This is a genomic window from Arthrobacter sp. Soil_C_49 (assembly GCF_057656635.1).
In genome coordinates this window covers 68,030-84,549 of the sequence record NZ_JBDGJZ010000016.1, presented here as the reverse complement: position 1 = coordinate 84,549, position 16,520 = coordinate 68,030, and the positions used below count along the sequence as shown (strand labels likewise).

The 16,520-nt window shown below is 66.5% G+C and carries 15 protein-coding genes; 6 read left to right on the top strand and 9 right to left on the bottom strand.

All coding sequences use genetic code 11. The features are described 5' to 3' along the window. Positions 1 to 27 precede the first annotated feature (27 nt). Complete coding sequence (locus tag AC3A4Z_RS20065) at positions 28 to 867, bottom strand: siderophore-interacting protein (RefSeq protein ID WP_498713701.1); 840 nt, start codon at positions 865 to 867, stop codon at positions 28 to 30. 14 nt (positions 868 to 881) lie between these two features. Next, complete coding sequence (locus AC3A4Z_RS20060; protein ID WP_498713699.1) at positions 882 to 1,652, bottom strand: uracil-DNA glycosylase; 771 nt, start codon at positions 1,650 to 1,652, stop codon at positions 882 to 884. 129 nt (positions 1,653 to 1,781) lie between these two features. On the opposite strand from AC3A4Z_RS20060, the gene AC3A4Z_RS20055 reads away from it, so the two are divergent. From AC3A4Z_RS20055 to groL, 5 genes are all read left to right on the top strand, one after another. Further along, a complete protein-coding gene (locus AC3A4Z_RS20055) occupies positions 1,782 to 2,111 on the top strand; it encodes a DUF3263 domain-containing protein (protein WP_498713697.1) in 330 nt (109 codons plus the stop codon). A gap of 51 nt (positions 2,112 to 2,162) precedes the next feature. After that, positions 2,163 to 2,801 (top strand): LytR C-terminal domain-containing protein, encoded by a 639-nt coding sequence (locus tag AC3A4Z_RS20050; RefSeq protein WP_498713695.1) that lies wholly within the window; start codon positions 2,163 to 2,165, stop codon positions 2,799 to 2,801. A gap of 180 nt (positions 2,802 to 2,981) precedes the next feature. Further along, complete coding sequence (locus AC3A4Z_RS20045) at positions 2,982 to 3,188, top strand: cold-shock protein (RefSeq protein WP_050056287.1); 207 nt, start codon at positions 2,982 to 2,984, stop codon at positions 3,186 to 3,188. Further along, positions 3,185 to 4,465: an ABC transporter substrate-binding protein gene (locus AC3A4Z_RS20040; RefSeq protein WP_498713693.1), complete on the top strand. Its 1,281-nt coding sequence runs from the start codon at positions 3,185 to 3,187 to the stop codon at positions 4,463 to 4,465. Before AC3A4Z_RS20045 ends, AC3A4Z_RS20040 begins: the two co-directional genes overlap by 4 nt. A gap of 280 nt (positions 4,466 to 4,745) precedes the next feature. Continuing rightward, positions 4,746 to 6,374 carry a chaperonin GroEL gene (groL, locus tag AC3A4Z_RS20035; RefSeq protein WP_091417205.1) on the top strand — a complete coding sequence of 543 codons (1,629 nt, stop codon included), beginning with the start codon at positions 4,746 to 4,748 and terminating at the stop codon, positions 6,372 to 6,374. A 91-nt stretch (positions 6,375 to 6,465) separates the two neighbouring features. Here groL and AC3A4Z_RS20030 read toward each other — a convergent pair whose 3' ends face one another. Further along, positions 6,466 to 7,776 (bottom strand): ABC transporter substrate-binding protein, encoded by a 1,311-nt coding sequence (locus AC3A4Z_RS20030; protein WP_498713691.1) that lies wholly within the window; start codon positions 7,774 to 7,776, stop codon positions 6,466 to 6,468. 283 nt (positions 7,777 to 8,059) lie between these two features. Between AC3A4Z_RS20030 and AC3A4Z_RS20025 the strand changes: the two genes are divergently transcribed. Continuing rightward, positions 8,060 to 9,124 carry an RNase H family protein gene (locus AC3A4Z_RS20025; protein WP_498713689.1) on the top strand — a complete coding sequence of 355 codons (1,065 nt, stop codon included), beginning with the start codon at positions 8,060 to 8,062 and terminating at the stop codon, positions 9,122 to 9,124. Between the two features lie 12 nt (positions 9,125 to 9,136). Here the strand turns inward: AC3A4Z_RS20025 and AC3A4Z_RS20020 are convergent, their stop codons facing one another. The 6 genes from AC3A4Z_RS20020 to AC3A4Z_RS19995 form a co-directional block, all read right to left on the bottom strand. After that, positions 9,137 to 9,424: a WXG100 family type VII secretion target gene (locus AC3A4Z_RS20020; protein WP_498713687.1), complete on the bottom strand. Its 288-nt coding sequence runs from the start codon at positions 9,422 to 9,424 to the stop codon at positions 9,137 to 9,139. A gap of 107 nt (positions 9,425 to 9,531) precedes the next feature. Further along, positions 9,532 to 11,007 carry a sensor histidine kinase gene (locus AC3A4Z_RS20015; protein ID WP_498713685.1) on the bottom strand — a complete coding sequence of 492 codons (1,476 nt, stop codon included), beginning with the start codon at positions 11,005 to 11,007 and terminating at the stop codon, positions 9,532 to 9,534. 2 nt (positions 11,008 to 11,009) lie between these two features. Then, the gene (locus AC3A4Z_RS20010; protein WP_142043766.1) at positions 11,010 to 11,720 is read right to left on the bottom strand and encodes a response regulator transcription factor; all 711 of its coding nucleotides are present in this window, start codon (positions 11,718 to 11,720) and stop codon (positions 11,010 to 11,012) included. An 87-nt stretch (positions 11,721 to 11,807) separates the two neighbouring features. Then, positions 11,808 to 12,311, bottom strand: a complete 504-nt coding sequence (locus tag AC3A4Z_RS20005) for a DUF427 domain-containing protein (protein WP_498713683.1) — start codon at positions 12,309 to 12,311, stop codon at positions 11,808 to 11,810. Positions 12,312 to 12,368: 57 nt separating this feature from the next. After that, the gene (locus tag AC3A4Z_RS20000; protein WP_498713681.1) at positions 12,369 to 14,015 is read right to left on the bottom strand and encodes a DNA repair helicase XPB; all 1,647 of its coding nucleotides are present in this window, start codon (positions 14,013 to 14,015) and stop codon (positions 12,369 to 12,371) included. Positions 14,016 to 14,028: 13 nt separating this feature from the next. After that, positions 14,029 to 16,512 carry a helicase-associated domain-containing protein gene (locus AC3A4Z_RS19995; protein ID WP_498713679.1) on the bottom strand — a complete coding sequence of 828 codons (2,484 nt, stop codon included), beginning with the start codon at positions 16,510 to 16,512 and terminating at the stop codon, positions 14,029 to 14,031. Positions 16,513 to 16,520 lie beyond the last annotated feature (8 nt).

The following is a 16,520-nucleotide window of genomic DNA, read 5'->3' as shown; positions in this document are numbered from 1 at the left end:
GCATGCCGCCCGGCTGGAATTCCCTGCCTAGATCTGGCCGACCGGAAGCTTCTTCTCCGCCTGGAACACGTCCTCCACCCGGCCCTTGGCCCAATAGCCCGAAAGCGAGACCTGTTTGCGGTCCAGGCCGCGCTGCTTGAACAGGACGTCGCGGAGGGCCTTCATGTAGCCGCGCTCGCCGTGGGCGAAGACGTCAACGCGGCCGCCGGGCCACTCGGCGTCCGCCACGGCCTGGACCAGGAGGTCGCTCTCGCCGGCGGGGACGCCGTGGCGGGTGAGCCAGTGGAGTTCCACGCCGGCGGGGGCCGCGATCGCCTGGATGTCGGCGTCGGAATCCACCTCAAGGAATGCCAGGCCGGTGGCTTCCCGGGGCAATGACTCCAGGCATGCCGCAATGGCCGGCAGCGCAGCCTCGTCGCCGGCGAAGAGGTACCAGTCAGCATCGGGTGCGGGGTTGTAGGCGCCGCCCGGGCCGGTGAAGGTCAGGGTGTCGCCCGGCTGTGCCTGCGCGGCCCAGGGACCAGCCAGTCCTTCGTCCCCATGCACTACAAAGTCGATGGCCAGTTCGCGTGCAGCAGCATCCACCCAGCGGATGGTGTAGGTCCGGGTAAAGGGCCACTGTTCCCGCGGCATGGTTTCCCGGATGCTCCACAGATCCAGCGGGGAGGGGTACTCGATGCCCGGCTGCGGGAAAACAAGCTTGACGTACCGGTCCACAAAGTCGTTGTTGGCGAAGTCCGCGAAGCCGTCCCCGCCGGCAACGATCCGGACCATGTGCGGGGACAGTTCTTCCCTGCGGACCACGGTGAGGTTGACCTGCGGACGGCTTTTTTTGGTGGCGCTGGTGGCGGCGGGCAGAATGCTCATAAGGCAAGCCTAAGCTAAGGGACTGGCGGGAGTTCCCAGGTTACGTCCGGCGCACCCTGGCCGCGCAGGAGTTCGTTGACGCGGCTGAAGGGCCGGGAGCCAAAGAAACCGCGGGACGCGGACAGCGGGCTGGGGTGGGCGCTCGCCACGGCGGGAGCCCCCTCCAGGAGCGGCCGGACGCTTTCCGCGTCCTTGCCCCACAGCACGGCAACGAGGGGCTGCCGTGACCCGTCCGGACGGCGCCGGCGTGCGACGGCGGTGACGGCCGCCGTCGTGATCTTCTCCCAGCCTTTGCCGCGGTGCGAGCCGGCTGCCCCCGCCCGCACCGTCATGACGCGGTTCAGGAGCAGCACGCCCTGGTCGGCCCAGGCGGACAGGTCCCCGTGCATCCGCGCAGGGACTCCGAGGTCCGCTTCAAGCTCGCGGTAGATATTGGCAAGGCTGCGCGGAATGGGCCGCGTGGTCGGCGCTACCGAAAAGGACAGTCCCACCGCGTGGCCGGGCGTGGGGTAGGGGTCCTGCCCCACAATCAGCACCTTGACGTCCGCGAGCGGCTGCCGGAAGGCGCGCAGGACGTTCGACGGCGCCGGCAGGACCTGGTGCCCCGCTGCCACTTCGCCGGCAAGGAAGGCGAGCACCTGGCGGAGTTCCGTTTCGACCCCCGCCAGGGCTTCGGCCCAGTCGGGGGCCATCAGCTCGTCCAGCGGGAGCGCCGCAAGTTCTGTGAAACCGAGTGTGTCCGCCGGTTCCGGTGCCAGGTCGAACAGGGCATCTGATTCAAACACCGTCCCATTCTTGCAGGGGCCGCCCCCGTCCGCGGCGCCTGATCCGCCCGTCGCTCCAAATGACATTGGTGTTATTCGCCCGTACCATGGGGGTCAGACAATTTTCGCAACCAGCAGGAGGAGTGTGCAGTGGCGGAACCAGCTCGGGAGCACCTGCCGGAGCAGGAACCACGGCATCCGCTCCTGGCCGATTTCACGCTCCGTGACTCGCCGTTGAGCGAGCGGGAGCAGCAGATGCTGGCGCTGGAGCGGCAGTGGTGGAAGTACGCCGGCGCCAAGGAACAGGCCATCCGGGAGCTCTTCGACCTCTCCGCGACGCACTACTACCAGCTGCTGAATGCCCTCATTGACACCGAGGATGCGCTGGCCCACGATCCCATGCTGGTCAAGCGATTGCGTAGACTACGTACGTCGCGCCAGCGTGCACGTACCGCACGGCGCCTGGGGTCCGACGCGTAAGAAGCTCGCGCTGTCCCCTCCAGCAGCAAACCAACAAGGATGTCATCCACCATGACCAGATACGCCCGCGATGAATTCGACAAGGTCCCGGAGTCTGCTTCGCGACAAGGTGTCCACCGTACGGCTTCGGGCCCAACCCGGGTGCGGCTGTGGCCGATCCTCGCGGTAGGCGTGGCCGCGCTGGTCATCGGACTGGTGTCCTTCCTGATCCTTCCCAAGCTCGGGTTCAACACCGCCGGCAGCCAGGCGTCAGTCAGCCAGGAGGCAGCGCCGCTGGCCGGCACCGGCTCCACCCCCTCGGCGGCTCCGGACGCATCCCCCTCCGCTGAGGCGCAGCCGTCCGCCTCGGCTGAACCGGAACCCAGCGCCGAGCCCGAACCCGAACCGAGCGCGTCTTCCGACGCCCCGGCAGTCATCAACAAGGCGCAGCCCGTTGCCGTCTACAACGCCGCGGGCACGGCAGGCCTGGCCAGCCGGGTTGGCGGCACGCTCCAGGCTGACGGCTGGACGCTGGGGCAGGTGGGCAACTGGGCCGGCTCGCCGCAGCAAACCTCCATCATCTTCTATTCGGGCGCCGGCCAGCTCGCCAGCGCCCAGGCCCTGGCGGAGCTCCTCGGCATCCCCACGCTGGTGAACAGCACCGAATTCCAGGTGCCCCTGGTTGTGGTGCTGGGCCCCGGCTACCGGTAAACAGCGCCTTGTTCCGCGCACGCCGTCCCGGCTGTTACACCTGAATAACTATTGCCGTCCGCCCCGGAGCCGTCCCGTCCCGCCGGCAGGGAGTTGGCTAGAGTGATTTTCAGGTTCGGTCCGGGCCACCCCGAACACAGCGGTGTGGACGCCCGGACGCAACGGAAAGAGTGGTCGGACATGGCACTGGGAACCGTCAAATGGTTCAACGCGGAAAAGGGCTACGGTTTCATCACCGTGGACGGCACGGGCGATGACATCTTTGTCCACTGGTCTGCCATCCAGGGCGAAGGCTACCGGGCCCTCGACGAAGGCCAGCGCGTGGAGTTGGAAGTCGGCGAAGGCGAGAAGGGCCCGCAGGCCGAAAGCGTCCGGCCGGCCGGGTGAACAGCACTTTCCTCCGTCCCGCGGCCATCCGCCGGGCGCTCATCACAGCTGCCGCCTGCGCAACCCTCACCCTGACCGCCTGCTCCGGTGCCACCGGCAACGCGAGGGTGGAACCGGCGGAAGCGTCCGGGGACGGCACCCTCCGGGTCGGGCTGATCCTGGACAGCACCGGGGACAACGCCTTCCTGAACGCACCCCAGCTGGCTGCCGTCAAGCTCGCCGTGCAGGAGATTAACACCGCCGGCGGCCACAAAGGCAAGCCGGTGGAACTCCTCCCTCCCGAAACCGGGCAGGATGCGGCCGGGCAGGCCCAGGCACTCGTTGCCGCAAAGGCTGACGTTGTCATCGGCCCCACGGATTCCAGCCACGCCGCCGCTGCCATCGACATCCTCTCCCGCGCCCGGACCCCGCTCATCTCACCGGCCAACACGGCTGCCGGCCTCAGCACCTCCAACAGCGGCGGCTACTACTTCCGGACCGCAGCTGCCGACGTCGCGCAGGGCCCCGTCCTCGTGAAGCTCGCCAAGGACGCCGGCGCCGCCACGGTGGCGGTGCTGCACCAGGAAGGCTCCTATGGCACTGACGTGTCAGCCGCCGTCGCCACCGCTGCTGAACAGGCCGGAATGAAAGTGGCTGCTACCGCCGGTTTCACGCCGGGCGGGGCGGGCAGCGCCGCCGCTGCCGTGCAGAAGGCCGCCGCGGATGCCATTATTGTCATCGCCCGAGACGGTGCCCAGGGCGCCCTGGCCGAACTGGCCAATGCCGGCGTGGACGGGAAGCGGATCATCCTCAGCGACGGCGCCTTCGCGCGCTACGGTTCCCGCCTGCCCGCCAAGTCCCTCGACGGCGCCCGCGCGGTGGTTGCCGGGCAGCTTCCCGATGCGGGCTTCCAGGCCAGGCTGCTCGCGGTGGACCCGGGCCTGAAGGACGTATCGTTCGCCGCCGAGGCCTACGACGCCGTAACTGTTGCTGCCCTCGCCGCCGCCCGCGCGCAGGATGACGCGGGTCGCTCCATCGCCGCCAACCTCATTCCTGCCTCCGGTGGAGCGGTGGAAGGATCCTCCGGGACACCTGCTGCCGAAGCCTGTCTCACCTATAAGGACTGCCGGGCGGGGCTGATGACCCGCCCCGATATTAATTACGACGGCGAATCCGGCCCGGTTGCCTTTGACGCCAACGGGGACATCACCAGCGCCACCTTCACCGTCTATACCTACGGGGCTGACAACAACCCGGCGCCCAGCGGCCGGGAGACCGCCGGACGGGCAGCGGGCTGAGCTTCGCCGTCGGCTAAACGGGACAAAGCAGGGTCTTATTCGCTTGCACTCTCACGTGGGGAGTGCTAATTATTGAGTTAGCACTCTGACGTACCGACTGCTAAAGCAAAGCTGGTTCCGGCCCGCGGCGCGCTGCACCGGTCGAGGAGCGAAGAAACACCTAACTGGAGTGAGATCCCCAGCCGGAGGCATACAGAGGCCGAAGGTGAAGGATCGTCCGTCGCGGGCACTGCAGCGAAGGTTCATTCTTAACGACTGTCCCGAAAGGACTACTGCCGTTATGGCCAAGATCATTGCATTTGATGAAGAGGCACGCCGCGGCCTTGAGCGGGGCCTGAACATCCTCGCCGACGCCGTTAAGGTCACCCTCGGCCCGCGTGGACGCAACGTCGTCCTCGAGAAGAAGTGGGGCGCCCCCACGATCACCAACGATGGTGTTTCCATCGCCAAGGAGATCGAGCTGGACGATCCTTACGAGAAGATCGGCGCCGAGCTGGTCAAGGAAGTTGCCAAGAAGACGGACGACGTCGCCGGCGACGGTACCACCACGGCAACCGTGCTGGCACAGGCACTGGTGAAGGAAGGCCTGCGCAACGTTGCTGCCGGCGCCGACCCGCTGTCCCTCAAGCGCGGCATCGAGAAGGCCGTTGAGGCCGTCACCGCCGAACTGCTGAACTCCGCCAAGGAAATCGAAACCAAGGAAGAGATCGCCGCTACGGCATCCATCTCCGCCGGTGACGAGGAAATCGGTGCCCTCATCGCCGAAGCCCTGGACAAGGTGGGCAAGGAAGGCGTCATCACGGTCGAGGAGTCCAACACCTTCGGCCTGGAGCTTGAGCTCACCGAAGGCATGCGCTTCGACAAGGGCTACATCTCCGCCTACTTCGTCACCGACGCAGAGCGCCAGGAAACGGTCCTCGAGGATCCGTACATCCTGATCGTCAACTCCAAGATCTCCAACGTCAAGGAACTGGTTGCTGTCCTCGAGAAGGTCATGCAGTCCAACAAGCCGCTGCTGATCATCGCCGAAGACATTGAGGGCGAGGCCCTGGCCACCCTGATCGTCAACAAGATCCGCGGCACCTTCAAGTCTGTCGCCGTCAAGGCTCCGGGCTTCGGTGACCGCCGCAAGGCACAGCTCGCCGACATCGCTGTCCTCACCGGTGGCCAGGTCATCTCCGAAGAAGTTGGCCTCAAGCTGGAGAACGCCGGCCTGGAGCTCCTGGGCAAGGCACGCAAGGTTGTTGTCACCAAGGACGAGACCACCATCGTCGAAGGTGCGGGCGACGCCGACCAGATCGCCGGCCGCGTTGCCCAGATCCGCGCCGAGATCGAGAACTCCGATTCGGACTACGACCGCGAGAAGCTGCAGGAGCGCCTGGCCAAGCTGGCCGGCGGCGTTGCAGTCATCAAGGCCGGTGCCGCGACCGAGGTTGAGCTCAAGGAGCGCAAGCACCGCATCGAAGACGCAGTGCGCAACGCCAAGGCTGCTGTTGAAGAAGGCATCGTCGCCGGTGGCGGCGTGGCCCTCATCCAGGCCGGTGCCAAGGCATTCGCCAACCTGCAGCTGTCCGGTGACGAAGCAACCGGTGCGAACATCGTCCGCGTTGCCATCGACGCCCCGCTGAAGCAGATCGCCTTCAACGCCGGCCTGGAGCCGGGCGTTGTGGTTGACAAGGTCCGCGGCCTGCCTGCCGGCCACGGCTTGAACGCCGCAACCGGCGAGTACGTCGACCTGCTGGCTGCCGGTGTGAACGATCCCGTCAAGGTGACCCGCTCTGCACTGCAGAACGCGGCCTCCATCGCCGGCCTGTTCCTCACCACCGAGGCAGTTGTGGCCGACAAGCCCGAGAAGAACGCTGCCCCGGTTGGCGGCGGCGACGACATGGGCGGCATGGGCGGCTTCTAAGCCTTTCCTGCCGGACCTGGTCCCGCGAAATACATAAATGCGGCCCCCTCTTTCGAGGGGGCCGCATTTGTTTTGTCCAGCGGGGGAGTGTTTACTTCCTTGCGCTGGCCAGCATTCCTTCAACTTCCTTCTTGAACGCGTCGGCAGCGGCCTGCGGCGAGAGGCGGTCATAAAGGACTTCATCGGTGTACCGCTTGATGACGTTCTGCACGCTGCCGGCACCCACCGGCGGAACCGGCGGCGCTTCCTTGATGTCCGGGGCGATGTCCTTGAGGAAGCCGACTACGGTGGTGTCCGCAGGCTTCAGCGAGGGGGTGATGCCCTCCACGATCTCCGGGTTGGTGGGGACGCCCCGGTCGGTCATGAGGACGGCCCCGGCTTCGGGGCTGTTGGCCAGGTAGTTGATGAACGTGGCGGCGGCTTCCGGGTGCTTTGTGCGGGAGGATGCGGACCAGAACATGGTGGGCTTGTAGTACATGCCGTTCCCTGCAGCGGAGCCGTCCGTGCTGGGGGCGCGGAGCATTTTGATGCTGCTGCCGGTGGTCGCCTCGAGGGAGCCGAGCTGGTTGGTCCACCACCAGGCCATGCCAACCCTGTTGGTGCCGAACAGACTTTCTTCCAGCCCCGCGCCGGCGTCTTCCGTGGCGACGGTGGCGGGCGGGCTGGCCTTCGAATCACGCTGTTCTTTCAGGCGTTCCCAGAAGGAGGCAGCCGTGGAGGTTTCGAAGTCCAGCTTGCCGTCCTCTGAATAGAGGTTCTCGCCGTGCTGCCGCAGCCAGATGATCAGGTCCGCTTCGTTGGTGCCGTAGGCCGCGCCGTAGTTCTTGCCGTCACCTGAGGCGCTGATCTTGGCGGCCGTGGCCATGAAGTCATCCCAAGTCCACTTTGTGTCATCCGGAAGCGGAACGTTCGCGGCTTCGAACACCTTGGTATTGGCCATGACCACGTAGGCGTTCTGGCCGGTGCTCAAGCCGTACTGGGCATCATCGTACTGGCCTGATGCCAGCGCTTCCTTATCCAGCTTGGACGTGTCGATGCCCTTCTGCTTGGACAGGTCCAGGAGGGCTCCGCGTCCGCCGTATTCCGCGATGTACTTCTGGTCCATCTGGATGACGTCGGGTGCATCGTTCGCAGCAGTCTTAGTGGCGAGCTTGTCCCAGTAGCTGGCCCACTCGCCAGGCTCGGACTCAATCTTGATGTTCGGGTGTTCGGCTTCGAAAGCGTCAATGACCTTTTCGGTCTGCGCATTGAGGTACTCGTTGCCCCACCACGCAAACCGCAGGGTGACTTCCTCATTGTTGCTGGAACCGCCGGACGCGCCACAGCCCGTTGCGAAGAGGGACAGGGCCACAGCTACTGCACCGAGCCGGAACTTCCTCCGCCTGCCGGTTGGAATCGTCATTGATCTGCCTTCCTTGTTCTGGTGAGCACGCAGTCTCCGTGCCTCAAGGGAGCGTCTTCGCCCGCTTGCACTGTAAGAGAAAACGCTTTCTCGTGTGACATCCGATTGTGCCGGTGCCCGGATGCTTCCGTCAAGGGATTTCGGTAAACGCTTTCCTGCGACTTTCCACTGCTCCTTTCATTGCGCCTTCTGCCACCCGCGCAGGCACGGGCGCAGCAGCTGCCCGGGCGCCGGGGAAGGTCGGGAGCACCGCTTTGTCGGTGTCTTCTGGCAGGATGGACCGGTGACGATTACAGCAGCGGCCGACGGTTCGGCCTTGGGAAATCCAGGCCCCGCAGGTTGGGCCTGGTACGTGGACGACGACTGCTGGCGCGCAGGCGGATGGCCGCACGGAACCAACAACCAGGGCGAGCTGATGGCTGTCCTGGATCTGTTGCGGGCCACCGCGCACCTTCCCGGCGAGGACCTGCACATTCTCTGTGACAGCCAGTACGTCATCAACTCCATCACCAAGTGGATGCCGGGCTGGAAGCGCAAGGGCTGGCGGAAGGCTGACGGCAAGCCCGTACTGAACGTTGACCTGCTCAAGGAACTGGACCGGGAACTGGCCGGGCGCAAATACAGGTTCGAATGGGTCAAGGGGCACGCCGGGCACCACCTGAACGAAGCCGCCGACGAGCGGGCCCGGGCTGCCGCCACGGCTTACCAGCAGGGTGTGGCCGCCCGTTCAGGCCCAGGCTTTCCCGGCGGACACCATCCCGGCGGTTCGGGAGCCCGCGCCGCCGGCCGCGCTCCGGTCACTGTTCAGCCGCCGGCAGCAGCACCCCGTGAGGACGACCTGTTCAGCCAGCAGGAGCTGGCCCACCAGGACGTGACCCACCAAGACCCCAGCCTGCAGGGCCCCGGCCAGCAGGAGCTGGCCCAGCAGGACTTTACCCAGTTGGACTTCGCGCAGCTCGGTGACGGGGCCTTTGACCTCGACGGTGCCTCCGGCCAGGCCGAAACCGCTCCGCCGGAAGCGCTGGTGGAAGAACTGGAACGGGAGCTGCTGGGCCCCCTGGTCCGCGGGGACATGGGCAGGACGGCCGTCCTCCTGCACCCTGACTTCCTGGAAATCGGCAGCTCCGGCCGGGTCTGGACCCGGGACGCCATGATGATGGCGCTGGAAGAAGATCCGGGGGAGCGGACCGATATCGAGATCCTAGGCTCCGACCGCATTGGCCCCGGCGCCGTCCTGCTGACCTACCGGAATTTCGCGCGCTCAGGTACAACGCTCCGGAGCTCGCTGTGGGTGCTCGACGGTGAGCGCTGGCGGCTTCGGTTCCACCAGGGCACACCCGAAGCCTGAGAACGACGCGGCTCAGCTGAACCGCTGCGTGTTTCCCTGCTCTGCCTGGGCGTAGGTAGCCGCCGCCGACGCCAGCGCCATGTTGATGGACGCCAATGATGCCTCCACCCTGCCCTGGGTGATGGTCCATTCCGTAAGAAGCGCCTGGAAGTTGGTGGCGGCTGAGCCGCGCCAGGACCCCTGAAGCTCGTCCAGTCCCCGTTTCATGGCCTGCACGTCCGCGCTGATCCGGTCCACCGTGGCCTGGACGTTGGCCGACTTGAGCTGGAGGAGTTCGGTGTCGACGGAGATGATGCTCATGGCAGTGCCTTTCGCAGTAGCGGGCAGCGTTCGCTCCCATGCCCGGCTGGTCCGGACAACTGCAACGAGCCTACGGAACCGCCCCTTCCCGGGGCCACGGCCGGAGGCTATATGTGGATAACCTCGTCGCTGCCCTCGGCTTTGGCCTCCAGCGGTGCGTCCTCGCGCTTCGGAAGGCTGACCACCAGCGTGGCCCCGCCGCCGTCGGTATTCTCCACCCGGACCGAGCCGCCATGGGATCCCACAATGGCCGCGACGATGGCCAGGCCCAGGCCGCTGCCGCCCGTTTCCCGCGTGCGGGACGTGTCCGCACGGTAGAAGCGTTCGAAAACCTTGGACGCATCTTCCTCCGAGATCCCCGGCCCGTGGTCGCGGACCTCGATAACGGAACGCTCGTGCCCGTCCGCGGAGGAGCGGACGCCAACGGCCAGCTCGATGGGGGTGTCCTCGGGCGTGTACCGCAGGGCGTTGCCCACCAGGTTGCCTACTACCTGCCGGAGTTTGGCCTCGTCGCCCAGCACGGGCGCGGGAGCTGCCGGGCCGCCGTCGAGCCCCACCAGTGAAATGGCCCGTGAACGGGAACTCGCTTGCGTATCCACCACCGCATCGTGGGCGATCAGCTGGAGGTCCACGGGCTTTTGCTGCAATGGCCGTTGCTCATCAAGGCGGGCCAGCAGCAACAGGTCCTCCACCATGGAGCCCATGCGCTTGGCTTCGCTTTCGATCCTTCCCATGGCCGTGGCAACGTCCTCGTCAGTGGTCAGGGCTCCGTGCCGGTACAGCTCGGAGAAGCCGCGGATGGTCACCAGCGGGGTCCGCAGTTCGTGCGAGGCATCGGCTGCGAACCGGCGCATCCTCGCCTCCGACGCGGTACGGGCGGCGAACGCCGTTTCAATGTGGGCCAGCATCGCATTCAACGAACTGCTCAGCCGGCCGAGTTCGGTACCCGGGTTCTCCACCTCCACCCGGCGGGAGAGGTCGCCGGCGGCAATCGCGGCTGCCGTCTTCTCCACCCGCGCCAGCGGCCGGAAGGAACGCGACACGGTCCAGCTGGCGATCAGGGACGCGAGGAGCAGCGTCAGCAGGCCAACGCCGGTGACCACCAGCGAGGCGTGCTTCAGCACGTCGTCCACATCCTGCAGCGACAGCCCGATGACCACCACGGCCGTGGTCTGGTTGGTTTGCACTCTTACCGCAACGACCCGCCAGTTCTCCCCGTCAGTCCCCCTCACCTGGTAGGGGACGCCGCCGCGCGCCTCCGCCTGCTCCACGCTGATGGAGCTGATGTCCGGATGCTTCTCGGCATCGCCGCCGAACGGGTAGGGCTCCTCACCGGGCACAAAGAGTATCAACGAATAGTCAGTGGGAACCGACGGGTTCGGCGCCTGGAGCTGTGTGAAGGAGCGTTGCTTTCCCGCCAGGTCGACGGCGGCGTACAGCTTCTGGTCCATCTGCCCCTGCAGGTAGCTGTGAAGCAGGGTCAGGGTACCCGCCCCGGTCACCGTCAGGGCAATGATGAGCAGGGCCATCGTCATGGCCACCAGTTGCGTCCTGAGCGAGGCCGACTTCCAACGCTGCAGCAAGGTCAGCGCTTTTCTGCCGTCCGAAGCACGTACCCCACGCCACGCTTGGTCTGGATCAGGGCAGGAGCTTCAGGGTCGATGTCCACTTTCCGGCGAAGGTAGGAGATGTACGACTCCACGATGGAGGCGTCACCGTTGAAGTTGTACTCCCAGACGTGGTCCAGGATCTGCGACTTGGACAGCACCCGGTTGGGGTTGAGCATGAGGTAACGGAGCAGCTTGAACTCGGTGGGGGAGAGCTCGATGACGGTGCCGCCGCGGCGGACTTCATGGGCGTCGTCGTCGAGTTCGAGATCGTCCACACGGATGACGGCGTCATCGTCGAGCAAAGGCTGCGTCCGGCGGAGGACGGCGCGGATCCTTGCCACCACCTCGTCCAGGCTGAAGGGCTTGGTGACGTAATCATCGCCGCCCACGGTGAGGCCCGTGACTTTGTCCTCGGTGTCGTCCTTGGCGGTCAGGAACAGGACAGGGAAGTGCTTGCCTGACGCACGCAGCCGGCGGGTGACGGTGAACCCGTCCATGTCCGGGAGCATCACGTCCAGGACGGCGAGGTCCGGTGCGTGCAGGTCGGCAGCGGCGAGGGCGTCGCGTCCGTTGGCTGCGGAGACGACGTCGAATCCGGCGAACCGCAGGGACGTGGAGAGCAGTTCGCGGATGTTGGGCTCATCATCCACCACAAGGAGCTTCGCTTCAGGGCCGTTCTTGTTCATGTTCCCATCATGCTCCCAGACTCTGGGAGTTGTCTGGATATTTGTTGGAAGGCCGTTGTGAAGGCGAAATGCCGGCGGGAGCGCCGTTTACCAGAACGCGGTTCCCGGTTCCCCCTTGAACGGGCCAACCACCCTGCTGGTGATCCACCCGCCATAGAACGAGCCGGCCTGGGGACGCACACGCTCGCCGTCCACCTCGCAATAGTCCATCCGGCCGGGGTACACGGCCACGTAGTCCGCCAGTGCGGTGTAACCCGGCGACGGTTCCGGGTAGAACCATGCTGCCGCAACGGCCACCGTGCCACCACCGCCCAACACGTTCAGGTAGTGTGCCATCCCCTTAAACTCGCAATAGCTGCTTCCCGGCGCCGGCTCCAGGGTGCCAACCCTGAAGGCTTCCCGGCGGAAGTAGTAGACCGGCGGGTGGCTGGTCTCCAGAACGCGCAGTGACTCCGAGGCCTCAAGGATGAGCTCACCGCCAAGGACGATCCGGATCCGTTCTTCGCTCGGCTCCACACGCGGAGGCCGGGGATAGTCCCAGGCAGATTCCTGGCCGGGCCGCGGTACAGCGGGTTCCACAGGGCGTCGCATGCTTCCAGTATGCGGTGTCCCGCAAGGAGTCTCTTGGGCAAAAGACAGTGAGCGGTTCTACTCCGCCGTTTCCACGTCCTTCGCGTCCATTATCCGGTAGGCGTAGCCCTGCTCGGCGAGGAACCGCTGGCGTTTGGCGGCGAAATCCTGGTCCAGGGTGTCCCGGGCAACCAGGGAGTAGAACCGGGCGGCCCGGCCGTCTTTCTTGGGCCGCAGCAGCCGGCCCAGCCGCTGTGCCTCCTCCTGCCGCGACCCGAAGGACCCGGACACCTGGATCGCCACCGACGCTTCCGGCAAGTCAATGGAGAAGTTGGCCACCTTGGACACCACCAGCGTCTGGAGCTCCCCGGCCCGGAAGGCATCAAAAAGCTTCTGGCGCACCTTCACCGAGGTGTCACCCTTGATGACCGGTGCCTGAAGGCGCTCGCCGAGCTCGTCCAGCTGGTCAATGTACTGGCCGATGACCAGCAGCTGCTCCCCGCTGTGCCGGGCCACGAGCTGCTCCACCACCTGCGTCTTGGAGTCGGACGTGGCGCAGAGCCGGTACTTGTCGGCGTCCTCGGCCATGGCGTAGGCGACGCGTTCATCCCGCGGCAGGTCCACGCGGACCTCCACGCAGTCAGCCGGCGCAATGTAGCCCTGGGACTCGATGTCCTTCCACGGCGCGTCGTACCGTTTCGGGCCGATCAGGCTAAAGACCTCGCCCTCGCGGCCGTCCTCGCGCACCAAAGTTGCGGTGAGGCCCAGCCGGCGCCGGGCCTGCAGGTCCGCCGTCATGCGGAAAATCGGGGCGGGCAGCAGGTGGACCTCGTCGTAGATGATCAGGCCCCAGTCGTGCCCGTCCACCAGTTCCAGGTGCGGATAGAGCCCGCCGCGCTTGGTGGTGAGCACCTGGTAGGTGGCGATGGTGACCGGGCGGACTTCCTTCAAAGCCCCCGAGTATTCACCGATTTCATCCTCGGTGAGTGACGTGCGCTTGAGCAGCTCGTCCTTCCACTGCCGGGCCGCCACGGTGTTGGTCACCAGGATCAGGGTGGTGGTGGAGCCGGTTGCCATGGCTGCGGCGCCCACCAGCGTTTTGCCCGCCCCGCAGGGGAGCACCACCACGCCGCTGCCGCCGGCCCAGAAATTGTCGCTGGCCATCTGCTGGTAGGGCCGCAGTTTCCAGCCGTCCTCGTTCAGCGCGATCAGGTGCGGGGTGCCGTCCACATACCCGGCCAGGTCCTCGGCCGGCCAGCCGATCTTGAGCAGGAGCTGCTTGAGCTGCCCCCGCTGGGAAGCGTGGACCACCACGGTTTCGCCGTCGATCCGCGGGCCCAGCAGGGGCTGGATCTTTTTGGACCGGATCACTTCCTCAAGCACCGGGTAATCGTCGGTCCGCATCACCAGCCCGTGCTGCGGGTCCTTTTCCAGCCGCAGCCGGCCGTACCGGGACATCGTTTCCTCGACGTCGACCAGCAGCGAATGCGGCACGGGGAACCGGGAATACTTCAGCAGCGTGTCCAGGACCCGTTCGGCGTCCAGTCCGGCGGCGCGCGCGTTCCACAGGCCCAAAGGCGTCAGCCGGTAGCTGTGGACATGCTCGGGCGCGCGTTCCAGTTCCGCGAACGGCGCGATGGCGTGCCGGGCTTCGGTGGCGAGCTCATGGTCCACCTCGAGGAGGATGGTCTTGTCGCTCTGGACAATCAGGGGTCCGTCGTTCACGCGGGAAAGTCCTTCACTGGCTCAGTTCCTCTGCAGCCTCAATATCAATAATGCGGTGGATGGACAGTACCCTTTCGGTGTCCTTCGCGGGGTCGAAGACCCGGACGCGCCCGCCGCTCACTGAGAGTGGAACAACAATCTCCAGGTTGGCATTCCCCATGCCGTCCACCACGTTCATGCTGATCCGCTGCTTCAGCCGGATAGCCCGCTGCAGGGCCTCCAGACCCAGCTGGGTGGCTGCCTCGGAACCAAAGTCCGCCTGCTCCGGATGGTGGTTTACGACGGCGGCAGGGCGGTGCCGCAGCACGTCCAGTTGGGCCTGGACATCCTCAGCTTCCGGTGCCGTCCGCGGGGCGGTGTACACCGGCCTCGAGGGAGCGTGCGGTGCAGGCACGCGCCGGAGCCGGAGAACGGGCTGCTCGGACTCATCAAGCGAGGGGGAGAGCCCCAAACTGCGCAGCACCTGTGCTGTTTCCCGCGGGGGGGCGGAGGAAATGAGCACGCCGGGAGCAATCCGGACCAGGCCGAGACCCTCGGCTTTGGGCCCCCGCAGCAGTTCAAGCAGGGCCGGCTCATCCTCGCTCTGGATGAAGCTGGCCGCCGCACCCACGCGCAACCGGCCGTGGCGCGCTGCCGTATCCTCCACGAGGTACTGCAGCGGTTGCGGCACCGCCGTAGCCGAGTGCTCGCGCAGGAACTCGAGCAAGGCCGCGGCATCGTGCCCGGCGTCCAGGGCGCGGCGGATGGAACCGGCCGAGAACCGGTAGATGGTGGCCGGCCCCTGGCCTTCGGCGTCCGCCATGAGCAGCAGCTTCTGGGTAAGCTCCGGAGCAAGGTAGCCGGGGGCCACAGCGGTGAGGTCCGCCTGGAGCAGCACGTGGTTCAGTTCAGCCGGCAGGTGCTCGCCCAGGATGGCCAGGGCGGCATCGGGGTCGTCGCCGGCGATGGCGCTTCCCAGCTGGCTTAGGGCACCGGAGCCCAGCAGGCCGAGGGTTTCGGCTTCGGCAAGCACTCCGCGGATCAGGGAGCTGAAGCGCCGGGCCATCCGGGGCTGGGCCCACTCGGCCCGCTGGAGGACTGCGGCGGCGTCAAGCACGGGGGCAGTTCCGTCCGGGGCTTCCGCTTCCAGGGTGAGTTCGTTGAGAATTTCCAGGATCCGCTTGCGCACCACCGGGGCGTCAGGGCGCTGTGCCTCGGCTGACAAGGCAATGACGGTGCTTCCCGATGCAGCCCGGTGCCCTGCCGCCGCTCCGGGTGTCCCGCTGATGGGCTGGCCCACCATGGACGGTACGCGCTCGCTGGCCAGCCAGGCGTTCACCAGCCAGAGCCATTGTTCCTGCCGGGGCAGGACGAGCCACTCCAACTCCGGCGGCTGCACCCAGGACGACGAGTCAACGTCCAGCCGGATCAGGCCGGCCAGCCCGCACAGTTCCAGGAGCAGCCCGACGCGCAGCTGGTCGATCCGGAGCACATCAGCCAGCCGCCTCATCTCCCGGACGCCCACGCCCCCGCTGCGGAGCGTGGCCAACGGCTGTTCCTTCACGGCATGGAGCATCTCGCCCACCAGCCGAAGGGTTTCTGCGATGGCACCGAGCGCCGCATTCCTGCGCAGTGCAGCGCTGGTGCGGCCCAGCTCGGGGACCGGCGGTGACAGGGCGAAGTCGTTGATGATGGCGCCGCCGCGCAGTGAAAGTCCCACGCTGTGCGGCAGCTCCACATGGGCGGCGTCCAGGGGCACCAGCAGGCCGCGGGCCAGCAGCCAGTCGACGGGCCCGACGTCGGACCCCTCGCTGGTGATGGACGCCTTGCGTTGCGCCTGGGGGACAGCACCCATGGCCCAGTTCCGGAATTTGGCGAGCAGCGTGGTGGTCCGTTCCGGGGCAGTGGACAGGATGTCCTGCAGGGCCTCCGGGGAGGACGTCCAGTGCTGCAGCGCCAGCGCCGCCTCCATGGGCGTGGTGGCGCCATGGATGGCGACGCCGCTGCGGTGGAGTTCGGTGACAAGCTGGACGGCCCGCTGCGCGAACGCCGGCTGGAGGCGCACCAGTTCCGTGTAGCTCCGCCCCAGCCCGGCGGGATAGATCCCCACCACGTCCTTGAGGCTGCCCACGGGGAGGTAGTAGCGCTGCTTGTTGGCCGCAGTTCCGTGCGGGGGTTCGGCGCGGTGTACCAGCGCGAGTTCCTGCAGCGATGCCAGGATCCGTTCCACGGCTGCGAGGGTGGACCCCGAAATCATTTTCCGCAGCCCCGCGGCCGACGCACTGTGTTCCGTATCCGTGTTCGTACACAGGTGGAGGGTTTCCAGGACCTGCATCTGTGGCCGGTTGAGGCGCTCCAGTGCACGCTGGACGCTGACCCTCCCGCTGGCCCGGGCAGCGAGGGCGGCGAAATCGGGAACGGCGGGGGAGATGAGGTCCGGCCGCGCGTCAAACAGCGACCGCAGCGAGTCATCGCTGCGGGCTTCCAGGTCCTTGCTGAGCGCGCGAATAAGGGACATCAGTCCAA

Coding starts and splice junctions, on each gene's coding strand:
- AC3A4Z_RS20045 (WP_050056287.1), top strand. CDS start 2,982: ATGGCACTGGGAACCGTCAAATGGTTCAACGCGGAAAAGGGCTACGGT.
- AC3A4Z_RS20050 (WP_498713695.1), top strand. CDS start 2,163: ATGACCAGATACGCCCGCGATGAATTCGACAAGGTCCCGGAGTCTGCT.
- AC3A4Z_RS19995 (WP_498713679.1), bottom strand. CDS start 16,512: ATGTCCCTTATTCGCGCGCTCAGCAAGGACCTGGAAGCCCGCAGCGAT.
- AC3A4Z_RS20065 (WP_498713701.1), bottom strand. CDS start 867: ATGAGCATTCTGCCCGCCGCCACCAGCGCCACCAAAAAAAGCCGTCCG.
- AC3A4Z_RS20010 (WP_142043766.1), bottom strand. CDS start 11,720: ATGAACAAGAACGGCCCTGAAGCGAAGCTCCTTGTGGTGGATGATGAG.
- AC3A4Z_RS20030 (WP_498713691.1), bottom strand. CDS start 7,776: ATGACGATTCCAACCGGCAGGCGGAGGAAGTTCCGGCTCGGTGCAGTA.
- AC3A4Z_RS20020 (WP_498713687.1), bottom strand. CDS start 9,424: ATGAGCATCATCTCCGTCGACACCGAACTCCTCCAGCTCAAGTCGGCC.
- AC3A4Z_RS20005 (WP_498713683.1), bottom strand. CDS start 12,311: ATGCGACGCCCTGTGGAACCCGCTGTACCGCGGCCCGGCCAGGAATCT.
- groL (WP_091417205.1), top strand. CDS start 4,746: ATGGCCAAGATCATTGCATTTGATGAAGAGGCACGCCGCGGCCTTGAG.